The 17,855-nt window shown below is 46.2% G+C and carries 13 protein-coding genes and 1 tRNA gene; 9 read left to right on the forward strand and 5 right to left on the reverse strand.

Annotation, left to right across the window (positions count from 1 at the left end; all coding sequences use genetic code 11):
- Positions 1-1,110, forward strand: a 1,110-nt coding sequence (locus tag Xbed_RS20260; RefSeq protein ID WP_244182520.1) for a YadA-like family protein, incomplete at its 5' end; no start/stop codon positions are given.
- A gap of 593 nt (positions 1,111-1,703) precedes the next feature.
- Positions 1,704-3,179 (forward strand): YadA-like family protein, encoded by a 1,476-nt coding sequence (locus tag Xbed_RS20265; RefSeq protein WP_244182521.1) that lies wholly within the window; start codon positions 1,704-1,706, stop codon positions 3,177-3,179.
- An 80-nt stretch (positions 3,180-3,259) separates the two neighbouring features.
- Here the strand turns inward: Xbed_RS20265 and Xbed_RS15675 are convergent, their stop codons facing one another.
- Complete coding sequence (locus Xbed_RS15675) at positions 3,260-4,033, reverse strand: amino acid ABC transporter substrate-binding protein (protein ID WP_086113832.1); 774 nt, start codon at positions 4,031-4,033, stop codon at positions 3,260-3,262.
- Between the two features lie 311 nt (positions 4,034-4,344).
- Between Xbed_RS15675 and Xbed_RS15680 the strand changes: the two genes are divergently transcribed.
- Both Xbed_RS15680 and Xbed_RS15685 read left to right on the forward strand, forming a co-directional pair.
- Positions 4,345-5,052: an AzlC family ABC transporter permease gene (locus tag Xbed_RS15680; protein WP_139837506.1), complete on the forward strand. Its 708-nt coding sequence runs from the start codon at positions 4,345-4,347 to the stop codon at positions 5,050-5,052.
- A complete protein-coding gene (locus Xbed_RS15685) occupies positions 5,049-5,381 on the forward strand; it encodes an AzlD domain-containing protein (RefSeq protein ID WP_086113834.1) in 333 nt (110 codons plus the stop codon). Before Xbed_RS15680 ends, Xbed_RS15685 begins: the two co-directional genes overlap by 4 nt.
- A 76-nt stretch (positions 5,382-5,457) precedes the next feature.
- Here Xbed_RS15685 and Xbed_RS15690 read toward each other — a convergent pair whose 3' ends face one another.
- From Xbed_RS15690 to pepA, 3 genes are all read right to left on the reverse strand, one after another.
- A complete protein-coding gene (locus tag Xbed_RS15690; RefSeq protein ID WP_086113835.1) occupies positions 5,458-8,355 on the reverse strand; it encodes a valine--tRNA ligase in 2,898 nt (965 codons plus the stop codon).
- A 13-nt stretch (positions 8,356-8,368) separates the two neighbouring features.
- Positions 8,369-8,848 (reverse strand): DNA polymerase III subunit chi, encoded by a 480-nt coding sequence (locus Xbed_RS15695; protein WP_086113836.1) that lies wholly within the window; start codon positions 8,846-8,848, stop codon positions 8,369-8,371.
- Positions 8,849-9,025: 177 nt separating this feature from the next.
- Entirely contained in the window at positions 9,026-10,534 is a 1,509-nt protein-coding gene (gene pepA / locus Xbed_RS15700) for a leucyl aminopeptidase (protein ID WP_086113837.1), read from the reverse strand.
- Positions 10,535-10,814: 280 nt separating this feature from the next.
- On the opposite strand from pepA, the gene lptF reads away from it, so the two are divergent.
- From lptF to Xbed_RS15715, 3 genes are all read left to right on the forward strand, one after another.
- On the forward strand, positions 10,815-11,915 hold the full coding sequence (gene lptF, locus Xbed_RS15705) for an LPS export ABC transporter permease LptF (RefSeq protein WP_086113838.1): 1,101 nt from the start codon (positions 10,815-10,817) through the stop codon (positions 11,913-11,915).
- Positions 11,915-12,991 carry an LPS export ABC transporter permease LptG gene (gene lptG / locus Xbed_RS15710; protein WP_086113839.1) on the forward strand — a complete coding sequence of 359 codons (1,077 nt, stop codon included), beginning with the start codon at positions 11,915-11,917 and terminating at the stop codon, positions 12,989-12,991. The genes lptF and lptG overlap by 1 nt, the downstream gene beginning before the upstream one ends.
- A gap of 222 nt (positions 12,992-13,213) precedes the next feature.
- A complete protein-coding gene (locus Xbed_RS15715) occupies positions 13,214-13,897 on the forward strand; it encodes a hypothetical protein (RefSeq protein ID WP_139837507.1) in 684 nt (227 codons plus the stop codon).
- A 105-nt stretch (positions 13,898-14,002) separates the two neighbouring features.
- On the opposite strand, the gene ampH is transcribed toward Xbed_RS15715, so the two are convergent.
- Positions 14,003-15,220 (reverse strand): D-alanyl-D-alanine-carboxypeptidase/endopeptidase AmpH, encoded by a 1,218-nt coding sequence (gene ampH / locus Xbed_RS15720; RefSeq protein ID WP_086113841.1) that lies wholly within the window; start codon positions 15,218-15,220, stop codon positions 14,003-14,005.
- A 384-nt stretch (positions 15,221-15,604) separates the two neighbouring features.
- On the opposite strand from ampH, the gene Xbed_RS15725 reads away from it, so the two are divergent.
- Positions 15,605-15,689 (forward strand) — tRNA-Leu (locus tag Xbed_RS15725).
- A 162-nt stretch (positions 15,690-15,851) separates the two neighbouring features.
- Positions 15,852-17,117 carry a tyrosine-type recombinase/integrase gene (locus Xbed_RS15730; protein ID WP_086113842.1) on the forward strand — a complete coding sequence of 422 codons (1,266 nt, stop codon included), beginning with the start codon at positions 15,852-15,854 and terminating at the stop codon, positions 17,115-17,117.
- The last annotated feature ends 738 nt before the right edge of the window (positions 17,118-17,855 follow it).

Here is a 17,855-nt window from a genome sequence, read left to right on the forward strand (position 1 = left end):
AACCGGTCTGAAACCCATGCCGGGAAATCAGAGGACGCGGCCACCCAGTCGGCAGCAGCGGCGAGCCGGTCTGAAACCCATGCCGGGAACGCAGAAGAGGCAGCCACCCGGTCGGTAGCCGCGGCGAGCCAGTCTGAAACCCATGCCGGGAAATCAGAGGACGCGGCCACCCAGTCGGCAGCCGCCGCAAACCAGTCTGAAACCCATGCCGGGAAATCAGAGGACGCCGCCACCCAGTCGGCAGCAGCGGCGAACCGGTCTGAAACCCATGCCGGGAACGCAGAAGAGGCAGCCACCCAGTCGGCAGCAGCGGCGAACCAGTCTGAAACCCATGCTGGGAACTCGGAAAACGCCGCCACCCAGTCGGTAGCCGCGGCGAACCGGTCTGAAACCCATGCCGGGAAATCAGAGGACGCGGCCACCCAGTCGGCAGCAGCGGCGAGCCGGTCTGAAACCCATGCCGGGAACGCAGAAGAGGCAGCCACCCAGTCGGCAACAGCGGCGAACCATGCCAAGAATTCAGAGAATGCAGCCGCTAAGTCGGTAACAACGGCTGCAGGTTCAGTCGAAGAAGCAGAAAAACATGCAAATACGGCTGAAAACGCAGCAGATAGGGCTGAGAAAACCGCAACGAAAATGGATAAAAAAATGAATTTGGCGGCTGTACAAGCAAGTGAAAAAGCCGTCAAGGAAGTAAAAGAAAAAACCAAACAGTTAGATAAGAAAATTGAGAACAAAGCTGATGAGCTGTATAGATACGCTCAAAACGTAGACAAAAAAACTGAAAATTACCACGTTCACTCGGAAAAACGCTTTAACGCATTAGAATCAGAAATGCGCCGGAGCGTCCGCCAATTAGATAGCAAAATTAATCGGGTAGAGAAACGTGCCAATGCCGGTATTGCCAGTGTTGCGGCGATGACCAATATTCCTTTCAGTAATATAAATCGCTTTAGTGTCGGTGTTGGCTTGGGGCAATATCGTGATGGCAGTGCCATTGCCCTTGGTGCTCAGGCTAAACTGACTGAAAAGGTGAATGTTAGGGCTTCCACAAGTTGGAATAATTCGGAAGGTGCGGTACTCGGAGCCGGTGTTGCGATTGGTTGGTAATATTGACTGATAGTGAGTGAAAATAAAGACAGGTGCCATTGGTATCTGTCTTTATTACTTTTTACTGAATCAACCCGTTTCTTTTTGATTAAAAATATTCGCGATCTCGCTGTGAAATTTTTGGATGAAGGCCATTTATGGTAATACGTCTAATTGTTAACTGAACAGTGTTATCGGAATAATCTTAAAAACTTTATCCTTAATACCCTTAAAAGCAGAGGATTAGCGGCAATTGGCTTAATTCAATAATAGGTGCTGGTATAGATATAACGTGTAATTATAAAACTGAATCCATAAAAATCTTGCATATTGCCTTATCGTGATATTTACTCTGCTCCTGATTTTTGACATACGATAAACTAACTAATCTTTGTGTGCCTCCTGAAAACTCCTGCTACAGGTCACTCGGCTGTTAATCAATAAACAGGGTAATCGCTCTATTGCCTCTCTGTTTATATAAATAAGCACTAACTTTCGCGTGTCCTCCTCTATTGAGTTGGTTGAGTTGGATTTACTTTAGTTTCTAATTTTACTGAGGCTATTAACCATTTTGGTAAATGAGTTTATCGAAATTTTTATGTAAAGGTAAAAGAATGAAAAATATTTTATTTAAACCGGCTATTCTGGTGGTTTTAATCAATATCGTCTCAGTATGTTATTCTAAAGCCCCAGCTCAAACCCCTGCAAAAATTGCTGATACATCATCGGGAAATTCGACGATTGGGTCAGGCTCCCTGAATGCTTTTGCCACGGGGAGTTCGACGATTGGCAAGAATTCTTGGAAGAGCATTTCCTTAGGGAAGTCGGTGATTAGAGGTAGCTCTCCTAATAGTACTGCTATGGGATGGTCTGAGATTGGCAATAAATCTCGTTCTTCTGCTGCATTGGGCCGCGCGTTTATTGAAGACAATAGTAATTACTCTCTGGCTGTGGGTCATAATGCGAGAGTGAAAACCAACTCAGAATCTTCTATTGCAATAGGAAAGGATGCGATTGTTCATAAGACAAATGGTATAGCCTTGGGTTGGTTTGCTGTTTCTTCCCATGTTAATGCCGTTGCAATCGGAGCAGATTCTAAAACTGACAGAGAAAATAGTATCTCATTTGGTGATAAGAATAATTCTACTTATAACAAACAGCTAACCAATATTGCTGATGGTACACAAGAGCAAGATGCAGCGACTTATGGCCAATTATTGAAGCTTGAAGAAAAACTGAATACTTCAGTGAAGGACGAGGCTGCTCAGTCGGCCTCGAAAGCAGCGGGTTCAGCGACCGCCGCAAACCAGTCAGCAACTTATGCCAAGGATTCAAAGGACGAGGCCGCTAAGTTGGCAATAGCAGCAGAGAGTTCAGCGACAGCGGCGAACCAGTCTGAAATCAATGCCAATGGTTCAAAGGAGGCGGCCGCTCAGTCGGCCACGGAAGCAGCGGGTTCCGCGAAAATAGCGGACCAGTCAGCAACTGATGCCAGGGATTCAAAGGACGAGGCCGCTAAGTCGGTAACATTGGCAGCAGGTTTAGCTGAAGAAGCAGAAAAACATGCAAGTATCGCTGAAAATGCAGCAGGTAGGGCTGAGAAAACCGCAACGAAAATGGATAAAAAAATGAATTTGGCGGCTGTACAAGCAAGTGAAAAAGCCGTCAAGGAAGTAAAAGAAAAAACCAAACAGTTAGATAAGAAAATTGAGAACAAAGCTGATGAGCTGTATAGATACGCTCAAAACGTAGACAAAAAAACTGAAAATTACCACGTTCACTCGGAAAAACGCTTTAACGCATTAGAATCAGAAATGCGCCGGAGCGTCCGCCAATTAGATAGCAAAATTAATCGGGTAGAGAAACGTGCCAATGCCGGTATTGCCAGTGTTGCGGCGATGACCAATATTCCTTTCAGTAATATAAATCGCTTTAGTGTCGGTGTTGGCTTGGGGCAATATCGTGATGGCAGTGCCATTGCCCTTGGTGCTCAGGCTAAACTGACTGAAAAGGTGAATGTTAGGGCTTCCACAAGTTGGAATAATTCGGAAGGTGCGGTACTCGGAGCCGGTGTTGCGATTGGTTGGTAATATTGACTGATCGTGAGTGAAAATAAAAACAGGTGCTGATGGCCCCTGTTTTTTTTCTATCAAGCCGGCGTTTTCACTCATCACTCAGCAACACCTTCAGCAAAATATTTATCCCAAATGCGTTGATAAGTCCCATCGGCTTTTATCTCCGTAATGGCTTTATCGACTGCGGCTTTTAATTCAGTCTCATTTTTGCGAAGCAGTACGGCGGTTTTTGCTGCCTGAGTATCAGCGGCGACAATTTTTACCGGTGCATCCGGGCGATGTTTTTTGTAATCAAGATAAGAAAGTTTATCATTGATTGTCGCATCTGCACGGCCTGAGCTTACCAGTTCTATTTCCTGATTAAACCCATTGGTGCCGATGATGTTTGCGTCATAATGCCGGGCGATCTGGGCAAAATTATTGGTCAGGGTATGCGCCGATCTTTTTCCTTTTAAGTCACTAAAGCTCTTAATATCGTTATTGTCTTTGCGGGTAATCAGTACCGCTTTCGAAATAACATAGGGCAGGGAGAAACTGTATTTTTTCTCGCGCTCTGGTGTAATGGCGATTTGATTCATCACCGCATCGGAACGTCCGGCATCAAGACCGCCAATCAAGCCATCCCATTTTCCTTCAACAAATTCTGGTTTCACTTTCATGTGTAATGCGATTTCACGGCCGATTTCCACATCAAATCCAGTCAGTTTTCCAGAAGCGTCATGGTAACTGAATGGAGCATAAGCCCCTTCTGTTCCAATCCTGAATATGCCTGTGGATTGAATGTTATCAAGAGTGGATTGCGCATAGGTCAGTTGCGTAAAACCCAGTTGGATGATACCCGCCAATAAAATATTCAGTACGATTTTCATTCTATTTCTCCGAGAGGAAATGATTATTCTGCAAATTATTTTCACTATAATTGGAATATCAAATGCTTCATATATAAAATATAGTTATATCATATTGGGAAGTGACCTATGATTTTTCGAAATTAATGGCAATGATAAATAAGAGTTATTATTTATTGGAGGATTTAATTAAATGGGATTTTGTCACAAAATTTTATTAAAGTGATTGCCATGATGTAGGGTAATATAGCCAAAAAATATGGCTGTTCTTTTATCATGAAATATATCGATGACCTCACGATGTTAAATACAACTCTAAATATAGGTGCCAAGTGTTGAATCCATTATTCAGGAAAGGCATGGTTCACTCTTTGCCTGTTTGTATCTCTTTTTTCCTTATTTTTACTTCGATTGGGGCACTTTATCAAAGCCACGGTGTTCCATTAATGGAGACGTTGATCGGGTCATTGTTGATATATGCTGCTCCATTGCAGGTGGCTGCGGTAGGTTATCTGGCTGATGGTGCGATACTTTCCGTTATCATTTTGGCATTGTTGATCAACTTCCGCTTTTTCCTGATGGCAATGGTGATGTCGCAATATTTTCAGGGTATACCAAAGCGAAATATTCTGTTGTCGATGTTGGGATTTAGTGCCAGCACTTATACCGTGACACATTCACATCTCTCTGCGGAAAATATTACAGAGGGTAAATCCCAATTTCATTTTTATCTGGGGGTTGCCGTACCTTGTTTTGTGATCACCTTTTGTGCCACGTTGTTGGGGTATGTTTCGGCAGAGTACCTGAACTATGAATCTCTTTCGCTGTTCTTGGCGATGTTGGTTCCCATTCATTTTGCGTCCCTGACCGCCAAGCGTTCGGGCAAAGATATGTCTGTATTGGCGACGGTTATGGGCGGACTATGCGCCCCATTATTGAATGAAATGGCGATGAAATTAATGGATCTGGCGCTCCCTGTTTTGTGTGGGATGGTGATCGCATTCATTGAGCAAAAAATCAGAAAGGAGAGAACATTATGATGCTGCTGATCGTATTAATGGGAGTCGTCAGTTTCATATTAAGAGCAGCGCCTTTCCTAATGAGAAATAATAAGCTATTCAATGGAAAAAATCTGCTGATTACTTCTCTGGATTATGCCATTTGCTTTATTCTTGGCACGATTATCGTCAATATTTCACTGGGCAATCTCTCTTTAAGTGAATTAATTGAGCAATTTGATGTTAAATATGTCCTTGCGCTGGTAACGGTAGTGTTGGCTTATTTCATCAGTAAATATACAAATTCGATATTAAAAAGTCTGGTGATTTCGTTGGTGTTTTTTATGTCGATACAGTGGCTGTTAAGTTAGACAAGATGTTGCATAAAAAAGCCACTGCAAATGACATTGCAGTGGCTTAACATGAATAAATTTCAGTTAAGAAATATTACAGGGCAGCGATGGTGTCTTTTTGCGCCAGTAATTTCTCTTTTGCGGCATTGTTGATTGCCAGACGTTCGCGCTCTTTCGCAACAACGGCTTCTGGCGCCCGGCTGACAAAGCCTTCGTTAGCCAGTTTGACTTCAATGCTGTTGATCTCTTTATCCAGCTTCTCGATTTCTTTATCCAGACGCGCCAGTTCTGCGTCTTTATCCATCAGACCTGCCATTGGGATCAGTATTTCCGCCCCGTTGATCAGTTTGGTGACCGAAACCGGGGCTTCTTCTCCTGCCGCCAATACGGTAACAGAAGCAAGACGACCCATCGCCTGGATGAAGTTGAGGTTTTCAGCCACGCGGCGTTGTGCATCGCCATTGGCGTCACGCAGCAGAACGTCCAGCGGCTTGCTTGGCGCGATGTTCATTTCGGCACGAATGTTACGTACCGCAATGATCGCTTCCTTGATCCATTCCAAGTCGTTCAGGGCCAGCTCATCCACTTTCGTTTGATCGAATTTAGGGAAAGATTGCTGCATGATGGTATCAGCATCAATGCCTTTGACGACTTTCACGCGCTGCCAGATGGTTTCGGTAATGAATGGAATGATCGGATGCGCCAGACGCAGCAAACCTTCCAAAACTTCAATCAGGGTATGGCGAGCTGCGCGGACTTCCGCTTCTGAACCTTTGTTGATCGCCGGCTTGGACAGTTCCAGATACCAGTCACAAAATTGGTTCCAGGTGAATTCATACAGAATGTTTGCGGCCATGTCGAAACGGTAAGTATCCAGCGCTTCACGATAGGCTTTAACCGTTTGGTTAAACTCGGCCAGGATCCAGCGGTCTGCCAGTGACAGTGACATTTCACCGCCGTTCTGACCGCAATCTTGCCCTTCTGTGTTCATCAGCACGAAACGGCTGGCATTCCACAGTTTGTTACAGAAGTTGCGATAACCTTGCAGGCGCTTCATGTCCCAGTTGATATCACGGCCGGTAGACGCCAGTGCTGCCAGTGTGAAACGCAGGGCGTCAGTACCGTGGGCTTCAATGCCTTCCGGGAACTGTTTTTCAGTACGCTTGCGGATTTTCTCAGCCAGTTGTGGCTGCATCATGTTGCCGGTACGTTTCTCCAGCAGGTTTTCCAGTGAGATGCCGTCAATCATATCCAATGGGTCGATCACGTTCCCTTTGGATTTTGACATTTTCTGACCTTCGTCATCGCGGATCAGGCCCGTCATGTAGACAGTCTTGAAGGGGACTTGTGGCTTGCCGTTTTCATCTTTGATGAAGTGCATGGTCATCATGATCATGCGGGCAATCCAGAAGAAGATAATGTCGAAGCCGCTCACCAACACATTAGTCGGATGGAACGTTTTCAGGGCTTCGGTTTGCTCAGGCCAGCCAAGGGTGGAGAATGTCCACAGGCCAGAGGAGAACCAGGTATCCAGTACGTCTTCATCCTGAGTCAGGGTAATCTCTGCACCCAACTTGTTTTCGCGGCGAACTTCTTCTTCATCCCGGCCAACATAGACGTTGCCTTGTGCGTCATACCACGCCGGAATGCGATGACCCCACCACAATTGACGGGAGATACACCAATCCTGAATATCACGCATCCAGGAGTAGTACATGTTTTCGTACTGTTTGGGGACGAACTGGATATCACCGTTCTCAACCGCTTCAATCGCTACTTTTGCCAGTGGCGCGGTGCGAACGTACCATTGATCGGTCAGCATGGGTTCGATCACGACGCCACCACGATCGCCGTAAGGGACGGTCAGGTCATGAGGCTTGATTTCAACCAGCAGACCTTGCTTTTCGAACTCGGCCACAATCGCTTTACGGGCAGCGAAACGCTCCATGCCACGGTATTGGGCAGGAATGTCGGCTGAATAAAGAGCAGAAACTTCGCCATTAGTGTCGAATACTTCTGCGGCTTCGCGGATATCACCGTCGAAGGTCAGGATATTGATCATTGGCAGGCTGTGGCGCTTACCGACTTCGTAGTCATTGAAATCGTGGGCCGGGGTGATTTTTACGCAACCGGTGCCTTTTTCCATGTCCGCGTGCTCATCGCCAACGATAGGGATGCGGCGGTTCACGAGAGGCAGAAGGATGTCTTTGCCGATCAGATCCTTATAGCGGGGATCTTCGGGGTTCACCGCAACACCGGTATCCCCCAGCATGGTTTCTGGGCGAGTGGTGGCAACAATCAGGTAATCTTTGCCTTCTGCGGTTTTTGCGCCGTCAGCCAGCGGATAGCGCAGGTGCCACATGGAGCCTTTTATTTCACGGTTTTCAACTTCCAGATCAGAAATCGCTGTGCGCAGTTTCGGGTCCCAGTTGACCAGACGCTTGCCACGATAAATCAGATCTTCCTGATACAGGCGGACAAAGGCTTCTTTTACTGCCTTGGACAGACCTTCGTCCATGGTGAAGCGTTCACGCTCCCAATCTACGGAGTTACCCAGACGGCGCATCTGGTTGGAGATATTGCCACCCGATTCCGCTTTCCATTGCCAGATCTTGTCGATAAAGGCTTCACGGCCATAATCATGGCGGGTTTTGCCTTCTTCTGCCGCGATTTTGCGTTCAACAACCATTTGTGTCGCAATACCTGCGTGGTCGGTCCCTGACTGCCACAGCGTGTTTTTACCCTGCATGCGCTGGTAACGCACCATGGTATCCATGATCGTCTGCTGGAATGCGTGCCCCATGTGCAGGCTGCCGGTGACGTTGGGAGGTGGAATGACGATGCAGAAACTGTCACGGCTGGTATCGCCATTCGGCTTGAAATAACCGCTTTTTTCCCAGTGGTTATAAAGGGGTTGCTCTATCTCTGTCGGGTTGTACGTTTTATCGAGAGACGGCTCAGATTGCGTTTGATTAGCGGGTGTCTTTTCCATTGTATCTTGATATTTAATAGGTTGGCGGGGTTGCCATGGTCAAATTAAAGCCGACGCTACGATAGGATTTATATCGTTCGCGCGCTAACTGTTTCAGATTTTCATCAATAGGAACGAAGTCTATCACTTCATGGAAAGCTGTGGCAAAGTCTGCGAATTGCGGAAGCAGTGTCACCAGTACATCGCGGGGAGCATTGCTTCTTTTTTGTGGCCAGCACAATTCCACCGGGGCGCCATAGCGGGGGCCTTCTCCGGCCAGATTGTGTGGTACAAATTGACTTGGCTCCCGTTGCCATAACGCTTCGTCCAGTTTTTCGGCCTGTTGCTGGCTTTCACAAGCAATCAGAACCCGCTTCCCTGCACGCCACTGGTCAGCGGCAAGCTGACATGCCAGCCATTCATGGGGTTGTAAATTGTCCGCAGACGATGATTGTTCCGGAGCCAGCTTTTCCGGTGGTCGCTTTTCCAATAAATAAAAGGTGGCGTTTTTCATAGTCTCTGGGTTACAAGATTACGGAAGCAGTGACGGAAAAGGGTATGCATCTGCAATACCCTTAATCCCAGATATTCCCTTAATGCCTTTGGTCACACGTTTATCAGGCAAAAACCGTTATCAGCCAAAAACCGTTATCAAACAAAATATGCGTAGATAAAATGTGCGGCCGGGAGATTAATCATCAGCATTTAAACCCGAACGATTTAACAGGAATTGTGACAGGAGTGCAACCGGACGACCTGTTGCTCCTTTCGCTTTACCTGAACGCCAGGCTGTACCGGCAACATCCAGGTGTGCCCAGTTGTATTTGGTGGCAAAGCGGGCCAGGAAAGCACCTGCGGTAATCGCCCCGCCTGCACGTCCGCACGAGTTTACCATATCCGCAAAATTGGATTCCAACTGCTCGGTATATTCGTCACCCAACGGCAGGCGCCATGCACGATCTCCTGCCTGCTCTGAAGCATTCAGCAGTTCATGCGCCAATGGATTATGGTTGGACATCAGGCCAGTGTAATGACCGCCCAGCGCAACGACACAAGCACCTGTCAGGGTTGCCACATCAATGACCAATTCCGGCTCAAAACGCTCAACATAAGTCAGGGCATCACACAGTACCAGACGGCCTTCCGCATCCGTGTTCGTCACTTCAACGGTCTGGCCGGACATGGTGGTCAAAATGTCCCCCGGGCGATAAGCGCGTCCGCCCGGCATATTTTCACAGCCAGCCAGAACACCGATGACATTGATGGGCAATTGCAGTTCGGCGACAACACGCATCGCGCCATAAACTGAAGCGGCACCGCACATATCATATTTCATCTCATCCATCCCTTCGGACGGTTTGATCGAGATACCGCCGGAGTCGAAAGTCAGCCCCTTGCCCACCAAGACGATTGGCTTCGCATTGGCGTCTTTGCTGCCTTTATACTCCATAATCGCCATCAAAGATTCATTCTGCGAACCTTGACCGACGGCCAGATAGGAATTCATGCCCAGTTCTTTCATCTGCTCTTCGCCAATGACTTTGGTCGTCAGATTGGCAGCGTTATCGGCGAGCTGACGTGCCTGTGATGCCAGATACGCGGCATTGCAGATGTTGGGTGGCATATTGGCCAAATCTTTCGTTGCCTTGATGCCTGATGCAATGGCAAGACCGTGCTGAATAGCACGTTCACCGCTGGTTAATTCGCGGCGGGTCGGCACATTGAATACCATTTTGCGCAGTGGGCGACGAAGTTCGTTTTTACTGCTCTTTAGTTGATCAAAAACATACAGTGATTCTTTTGCTGTTTCGACCGCCTGACGTACTTTCCAGTAGTTGTTGCGTCCTTTCACATGCAGTTCAGTCAAGAAACAAACTGCTTCCATTGAACCGGTTTCGTTGAGGGTACTGATCGTTTTCTGGATAATTTGCTTATATTGGCGCTCATCCAGTTCACGCTCTTTGCCACAACCCACCAGCAAAATACGTTCAGACAGCACATTAGGAACATGATGCAGCAACAAGGTTTGGCCTACCTTGCCTTCAAGTTCACCACGGCGCAATAAGGCACTGATGTAGCCGTTACTTATTTTGTCAAGTTGCTCTGCGATAGGGGATAGACGGCGAGGTTCAAACACGCCGACAATAATACAGGCACTACGCTGTTTTTCCGGGCTACCGCTCTTTACACTAAACTCCATGCGTTCTCCTGAATCTTGAAGACAAAGGTGGATACAATCGTTAAAATATCACGTCCCGCATTAATTCATCCCAAAGAAAATTAACGGTTATGTTAAGCTAAACACATTATTTTTTGGTACTTAGCTAACGATAAGTATGTTCTAATTGGGAACCAATATATGGGATGCTTTGGTATCATTTTAGCGATGGGGAAGCCAAACTGATTCATATAAATGGTAGATATACGACGAAGTTAGCGACTTTCCTGCAAAAAGACAAGTTTTCACAGGCGTAATAAGCGTGATCATCATTAGATATCTAGTACGGGAAACCCTGAAAAGCCAAATCGCAATACTTTTCATCTTATTGCTGATCTTTTTCTGTCAGAAATTAGTTGAGGTATTGGGTACGGCGGTAGACGGAAATATTCCCGCAAATTTGGTTCTATCGTTGTTAGGTTTAGGTGTGCCAGAGATGGCGCAACTTATTTTACCCCTGAGTTTATTTCTCGGGATATTAATGACGTTCAGTAAACTCTATACCGAAAGTGAAATCACTGTCATGCATGCCTGCGGGTTGGGCAAAGGTGTGTTGGTGAAATCCGCCCTTATTCTGGCCTTGCTGACGTCAATGTTGGCGGCTGCCAATGTTATCTGGGTCACACCGTGGTCTTCTAAATATCAAGCACAAGTATTGGCGGATGCAAAAGCCAACCCCAGTCTGGCGGCGATCATGGAAGGGCAGTTCAAACTTTCCCGCGATGGCAACATGGTGCTTTATATCGGCAACGTGAAGGGCAAGACGTTTGAGAATGTGTTTCTTGCCCAGCTCCGTCCGGCGAATGAGCAACGCCCTTCCGTCGTGATTGCGGATGGCGGTCATATGGAAGAGCGTCCGAATGGTAATCAGGTTGCGGTACTCCACCAGGGGACACGTTATGAAGGCACGGCGCTGTTGCGTGACTTCCGCATCACCGAATTCACCGACTATCAGGCGGTAATTGGGCACCAGAGTGCCGATATCGATGACAGTAAAGTCGAACAAAAATCGATTGAGCAACTTTGGCATGATACTGACGATGATTCCCGGTCGGAGTTCCACTGGCGTTTGACGTTGATTGTTTCGGGACTGATCATGGCATTGATGGTGGTTCCGTTGAGTGCCGTGAACCCGCGTCAGGGGCGGATACTCAGTATGCTGCCCGCCATGTTGCTTTATCTGATTTTCTTCCTGCTGCAAAGTTCCCTGCGTTCCAACGGCGGCAAGGGTAAACTTGACCCTCTGTTCTGGATGTGGCTGGTTAACAGCGCGTATTTTGCCTTGGCCCTGGCGCTTAATCTGTGGGATACCGTACCGATGCGCAAACTGCGTTCACGCTTTAAGAATCAAGGAGCGTCATGATGTTTGGGGTATTGGATAGGTACATTGGCCGGACAATTTTGCACACCATCCTGATGACGTTGTTCATGCTGGTATCGCTTTCGGGCATCATCAAGTTTGTCGATCAGCTACGCAAAGTCGGGCAGGGGGAATATTCTGCTTTCTCTGCGGGTGTTTATACCTTGCTGAGTATTCCGAAAGATATCCAGATTTTTTTCCCAATGGCCGCCCTGCTTGGGGCGTTATTGGGTCTGGGAGCGCTGGCGACGCGCAGTGAGCTGGTGGTGATGCAGGCTTCCGGCTTTACCCGCCTGCAAGTGGCCGGTTCTGTCATGAAAACAGCGATCCCGCTGGTCTTGCTGACGATGGTGATTGGCGAATGGGTTGCCCCACAAGGAGAGCAGCTCGCCCGTAATTACCGTTCCCAAAAAATGTATGGCGGCTCCTTGATGTCCACGACCAAAGGTTTGTGGGCAAAAGATGGCCATGACTTTGTCTATATTCAAAGTGTGGACAAGGATAACTCCCTGAATGGTATCAGCATCTATCACGTCGATGACAACCAAAAGCTGTTATCCATCAAATACGCAGCTTCGGCGGTGTATGATAAGGATAACTATCAATGGAAATTATCTCAGGTTGAAGAGTCTGATTTAACGCAAAATGGGCAAATTACGGGGTCACAACGTCTTTCTGCGGACTGGAAAAGTCGGCTGACACCAGAAAAGCTGGGGGTGGTTTCCCTTGATCCTGATGCGCTCTCCATTCGCGGACTGCATCAATACATCACCTATCTGGAGCAGGGTCAGCAGGATGCCGGACGTTACCAGCTCAATATGTGGAAGAAGATATTTGCACCATTATCGGTTGCGGTGATGATGCTGATGGCGCTCTCCTTTATTTTCGGACCGCTGCGCAGTGTGCCGATGGGATTCAGGATCGTTGTGGGTATCAGCATGGGCTTTATTTTCTATGTCCTGAATGAAATATTCGGCCCACTGAGTTTGGTTTATAGTATGCCACCCATATTGGGGGCGTTGCTGCCCAGCTTGTTGTTCTTCGGAGTGAGTGTTTACTTACTTTTGAACAAGAAATAATCATAACCAACTGATATATAAACAAATTCATCTATCGCTCTCACTTTCAACAGTGGGGGCGATTTTTTTTCATTTTTTATTTCTCTCTTTTTATGTCTGTAGTGGTGACTTTGGGTGACATTTAGTTTACTTCTGTTACTAATTATTTTACATACATATAACGACTTTTTTTCCGGCCATTTTGAACTTGTTGATTGTGATCTGGTTATGAGGGATTTTGTTATGAAATATCTTAAATTTTTTTCAGAAGGGTTTCATATTTTTGAAGATGTGCGCAATGACAACACCAGAGAGAGGCGTTTGAATATATCGGGTCATGGCACAGTAGGGAAACTGGCGACTTTAGATTTAGAATCCAAATTCATCGATCCAGAAAAATTGATAGCTATTTTAAATAGATACTTTAAAGATAACCTGTCTCAATATCGCCATGTTCGTTTGTTATTTTGCCATTCGGCAGACAGGGGTTGGTATGGGGATTCTTTTGCTGCCAGATTTTCTCGATTACTCGCGAATTCTGATCAAGTGATTGTTGAGGCTTATCAGGGAGTAGTTAATGTGGGAGCCACTAATTATAATGAACCAACCCGATCTTTCGAAGACTTTTCACAATTTGATTGGCGTGACTCTATCACTAATGATAGGAATAGTGGGATGAAAAGAGTATTGGCTTCTGATTATGATATAAATTTTATCCATAAGAGTCTGTTTAGGTCGGCAAGCCCACACAATGAAGGAATAAAGACTGCTTTCTGGAACTCGGTAGAGGAGCTTGAAAGCACCTTTGAAACATGTAACCCAGTTCATATCATGGATATTCTCGCTTCACGCATATTCTTTTGTAATGGTCTATCCAGCAGAAATATTAATGACTTTCTTGACAGAATTTCAAAAAAAGAGCAATAACGATACGACTGATATGATGATGCCGGTCATGCTATATTGCAATCAGACTGAGTTTTACACCCGCAAAGCCCAGTCTGTTATTTTCATCCTTAAAAATATACTGCGCTAAATTTGATTATGATTGCGTGCCAACGCTGCGACTAACTCATTCACCCCATTGGTTACACTGCTGAACTTACTTTGTTCCTTGCGCGTCATTACCACAAAAACGCCGATATTTTGTTCCGGGATCATCGCCATATAGGTATTGAATCCACCACCACCGCCGGTTTTCTGGTAAATACCAGGCACATCGCCTTTGGCATCCATATAGACCCAGCCAAGACCGATACCGTCAGCCAGACCTGCAACATCCATTCCCTTGATTGACGTCAAATCGGCGCGCTTAAAATAGATACCCTGTTCACGGCTGGCGGTCTGCTTCCTTAACTGATTGTGGGAAGATAAAAATTGCTGCATCCAGCGCTGCATATCTGCGGGAGTGGAATAAATCCCGCCACTGCCTGCCGCAGCAATGGTATTGACACAAGGGCTGGGCTTAATCCCTGCCAGTAAACGGGCACATTGGGATTTTGTGGGCGTCAACGTCGTATCCTTCATGCGATAAGGCCGGGTAATTTCCTCTTGCAGCAGGCGGGAATATGGCGCCCCTGTTGCTTTAGAAAGGGCATCTGCCAGTAAATCATAGGCCAGATTGGAATACGAAGCTGTGGTGCCGGGCGCGGTCGGTATTCCTGCGGTTTTCAGCCACGTCCAGCGGTTCGATTGAGTCGGCCAAATAAACACGGGACGTCCCCATTTTCCCCCCGGTTGTTCCCGTGGCAACCCGCTGGTATGACTCGCCAGATGATACAGGCGGATTGGCTGACCGGCGTCATAATCGGGTACACGAACACCGTAATAAGTGTATTTCTGTAACGGATCGGTAATCCTGATACGTTTTTTCTGAGCCAATTTGACCATAACCTCGCTGGTCATCAATTTGGTAATCGAAGCAATCCGAACCAGAGAATCCTGCTGTGGTCGAACGCCGCTCCCTGGAGAAGTCTCGCCAAAACTGCGATGTACGACCTGATTATTATCGATCACCACCATCGCCATCCCTAAAGGATGACCTTCATCAAAGATGGTTTGTGAGTACTGATCGACCAGAGCGGTAGCCATTTTCTTGAGATTGTCATTACCTTCAAAAACCTCCCACTTTGCAGGTTGCACATTGGATTGCTGAAATTTGCTCTGGTGTGAATGACCAGAATCCGCACAAGCTGAAATCGCCCATGTCAGGGCGGACACCGCACACAGTTTATATAGCTGTTTTTTCATTTTTGGATTAACCAATCAGGAAGCATTCAAGTGGGGGAATAAAGCCGTTATTTATTTTTCTTAAATATCGCAATAATGGCACCAATAACGATACCCAACAGGATACCTACAAAAATCCAACTGATAATAGTCATGATAATTTACCTCATAGCAGTGTATTGTTTTGAATTATATAAGGAGTTTATAGGTTGTCTATCGGCAGTAAAGAATTGTGCGAGAAGGATGGGTGTTATGTGATGATAAATAAGGTTAAATCCTGAACTTGAGTGGCAAAAACGAGGGATAAATGATTCTTTTTTCGGCACTTGAACAGGATTGAAAGGATAAGTGTTGCGAATGGTCTTCTGACAGGTATAATGACCCCCGTTCTCCGAATACTTCAGTGCCGAAGTGGCGAAATCGGTAGACGCAGTTGATTCAAAATCAACCGCCTTCGGGTGTGCCGGTTCGAGTCCGGCCTTCGGCACCATCTACGCATCCGTAGATGTCTTTTAATGTCTATAAAATCCAAAAAACCTAATAAAATCAATAATCGCACTTCTCGCGATGTCTCGTGGTGTCCATTGCAATCTATGATATATGGGGGCACAATTGGGGGAACATCCGGTTAGGTTAATTGAGGTGCCCCCAAATGAAGCTCAATGCTAGACAGGTAGAGACTGCAAAGCCAAAAGACAAGAAATATAGACTTGCTGATGGTGGCGGCCTGTATTTGGAAATTACCCCAAGCGGTGGTAAGTATTGGCGGTTAAAGTATCGACGCCCCAGAGACAGAAAAGAAGATCGCCTGGCCTTTGGTGTGTGGCCGAGAGTAACCCTTGCAGAAGCTCGTGCCAAACGTGAAGAAGCAAAGAAAGCATTGGCGGACGGAATAGACCCTAAAGATATTCAAAAGGGGGCACATTTAGAAGCTGTGGGGGCATTTACTTTTGAACATATTGCGCGTGAGTGGCACGACAAACAAAAGAACTGGAGTGCGGATCATCGGGCAAGAGTATTACGTAACCTCGATATGTACATTTTCCCACATATAGGAAAGCTCGACATTCGCAAGTTAAAGACCAGCCAGTTACTGGCTCCTGTTAAGGCAGTCGATGACGCAGGTAAGAACGATGTAGCGAAGCGTCTACAGCAGCGAATTACCGCGATCATGCGTTATGCCGTACAGAGTGATATCATCGATAGTAACCCCGCCGCCGATATGTTTGGCGCACTCTCTACCACAAAAGTTACACATCACCCCGCCTTATTGCCCGCTCAATTCCCTGAGTTTCTGGAACGTATTAAATCGTTCAAAGGGCGCAACATCACCAGAATAGCTATTGAATTGGGCTTATTGACCTATGTCCGTGCCAGTGAATTACGTTTTGCTCGTTGGGAAGAATTTGATTTAGAACGGGCAATATGGGAGATACCCGGTCAAAGGGAGAGTATCGACGGCGTGAAATTCTCTCATCGGGGCATGAAGATGAAAACGCCTCATATCGTACCGCTTAGTCGTCAGGTTATTGCTTTGCTGGAGGAACTGAAAGAGTTCAGTGGTGACAATGAGCGCCTTTTCCCCGGAGACAGAGACCCCAGTAAGGTCATGAGTGAAAATACAGTCAATAAAGCGCTTCGTAATATGGGATATGACACTACAAAGGAAGTATGTCACCACGGTTTTAGAACGATGGCGCGCGGTGCAATGGGGGAATCTGGCTTATGGTCGGATGATGTCATAGAGCGCCAGTTAAGCCATACCGAACGGAAGAAGGTTAAAGCAGCTTATTTACACACGTCTCATTATTTGGACGAACGGCGTTTAATGGTGCAGTGGTGGGCTGACTATCTTGATGCTACTCGCACTGGGTTTGTGTCACCTTACGACTTCGCCCAGTCTTCGGGCAGGGGTTAGATTGGGGGAGAATCCCCTTTTCTTAATAAAGATATTTCAAAAACAAAAAACTATTATATATATAACTGTTCATACTGTTCATAAATAATATATATATATAATTTAAAAGGAAAAATTCAATGAATAGTAGTATTCATTACTATTCAATTTACTGTACACATTTATAAGAGGCGGATTTGTCTGGGCTATTATTACCCCTTGCCCGAAACAAGCGGCGGGGGCTAAGGCTGTGTTCTGCCTTAGAGCTAGGCGGAAATTTCCGCTTAGGTCAGTAAGCCAGTCTATATATGTTAATGTTCTGTTCAAAACTGAGCGCATTTTTTAAATGTGAAAAAATTCCCATGAAGCACGCCTCCTTATTACCTCGTTGTCTTATTTATTGGCAAACGCTCCACCAGCCCCTCTATCCCATTTGTCTTGCTGAACTATCTCACCGGTTCCAAGAGCTTAAATTATCATGTTCTAACTGCTGAATTTTTAAACTGTAGTTTTATGTAGTTTTCGGCGAAAAATTATTCTTGTGAGTGCTTGCTTACCTGTGGTGGCTTGGTGTTAAAGGTATTCAAAATATTTCCTATGCTCTAAACTTTATGCCCTTATCTGGGGTAATTTGGTATATTTTATCTACAGAAACTTGCTTATATCTGATGATATTGCAGTTAAAAAATAGCATTCCCCTTATTATTAACGCCATCTCAACGATAGGGGAAACATCGATACCCTCGAACGTAATAAGGC

Source organism: Xenorhabdus beddingii, assembly GCF_002127545.1.
In the GTDB taxonomy this organism is placed as follows: domain Bacteria; phylum Pseudomonadota; class Gammaproteobacteria; order Enterobacterales; family Enterobacteriaceae; genus Xenorhabdus; species Xenorhabdus beddingii.

Bases quoted from the DNA above. Each gene is read 5' to 3' on its own strand.
- Xbed_RS20265 (WP_244182521.1), top strand. From the start codon at position 1,704: ATGAAAAATATTTTATTTAAACCGGCTATTCTGGTGGTTTTAATCAAT.
- Xbed_RS15675 (WP_086113832.1), bottom strand. From the start codon at position 4,033: ATGAAAATCGTACTGAATATTTTATTGGCGGGTATCATCCAACTGGGT.
- Xbed_RS15685 (WP_086113834.1), top strand. From the start codon at position 5,049: ATGATGCTGCTGATCGTATTAATGGGAGTCGTCAGTTTCATATTAAGA.
- Xbed_RS15690 (WP_086113835.1), bottom strand. From the start codon at position 8,355: ATGGAAAAGACACCCGCTAATCAAACGCAATCTGAGCCGTCTCTCGAT.
- Xbed_RS15695 (WP_086113836.1), bottom strand. From the start codon at position 8,848: ATGAAAAACGCCACCTTTTATTTATTGGAAAAGCGACCACCGGAAAAG.
- pepA (WP_086113837.1), bottom strand. From the start codon at position 10,534: ATGGAGTTTAGTGTAAAGAGCGGTAGCCCGGAAAAACAGCGTAGTGCC.
- lptG (WP_086113839.1), top strand. From the start codon at position 11,915: ATGTTTGGGGTATTGGATAGGTACATTGGCCGGACAATTTTGCACACC.
- Xbed_RS15715 (WP_139837507.1), top strand. From the start codon at position 13,214: ATGAAATATCTTAAATTTTTTTCAGAAGGGTTTCATATTTTTGAAGAT.
- ampH (WP_086113841.1), bottom strand. From the start codon at position 15,220: ATGAAAAAACAGCTATATAAACTGTGTGCGGTGTCCGCCCTGACATGG.
- Xbed_RS15730 (WP_086113842.1), top strand. From the start codon at position 15,852: ATGAAGCTCAATGCTAGACAGGTAGAGACTGCAAAGCCAAAAGACAAG.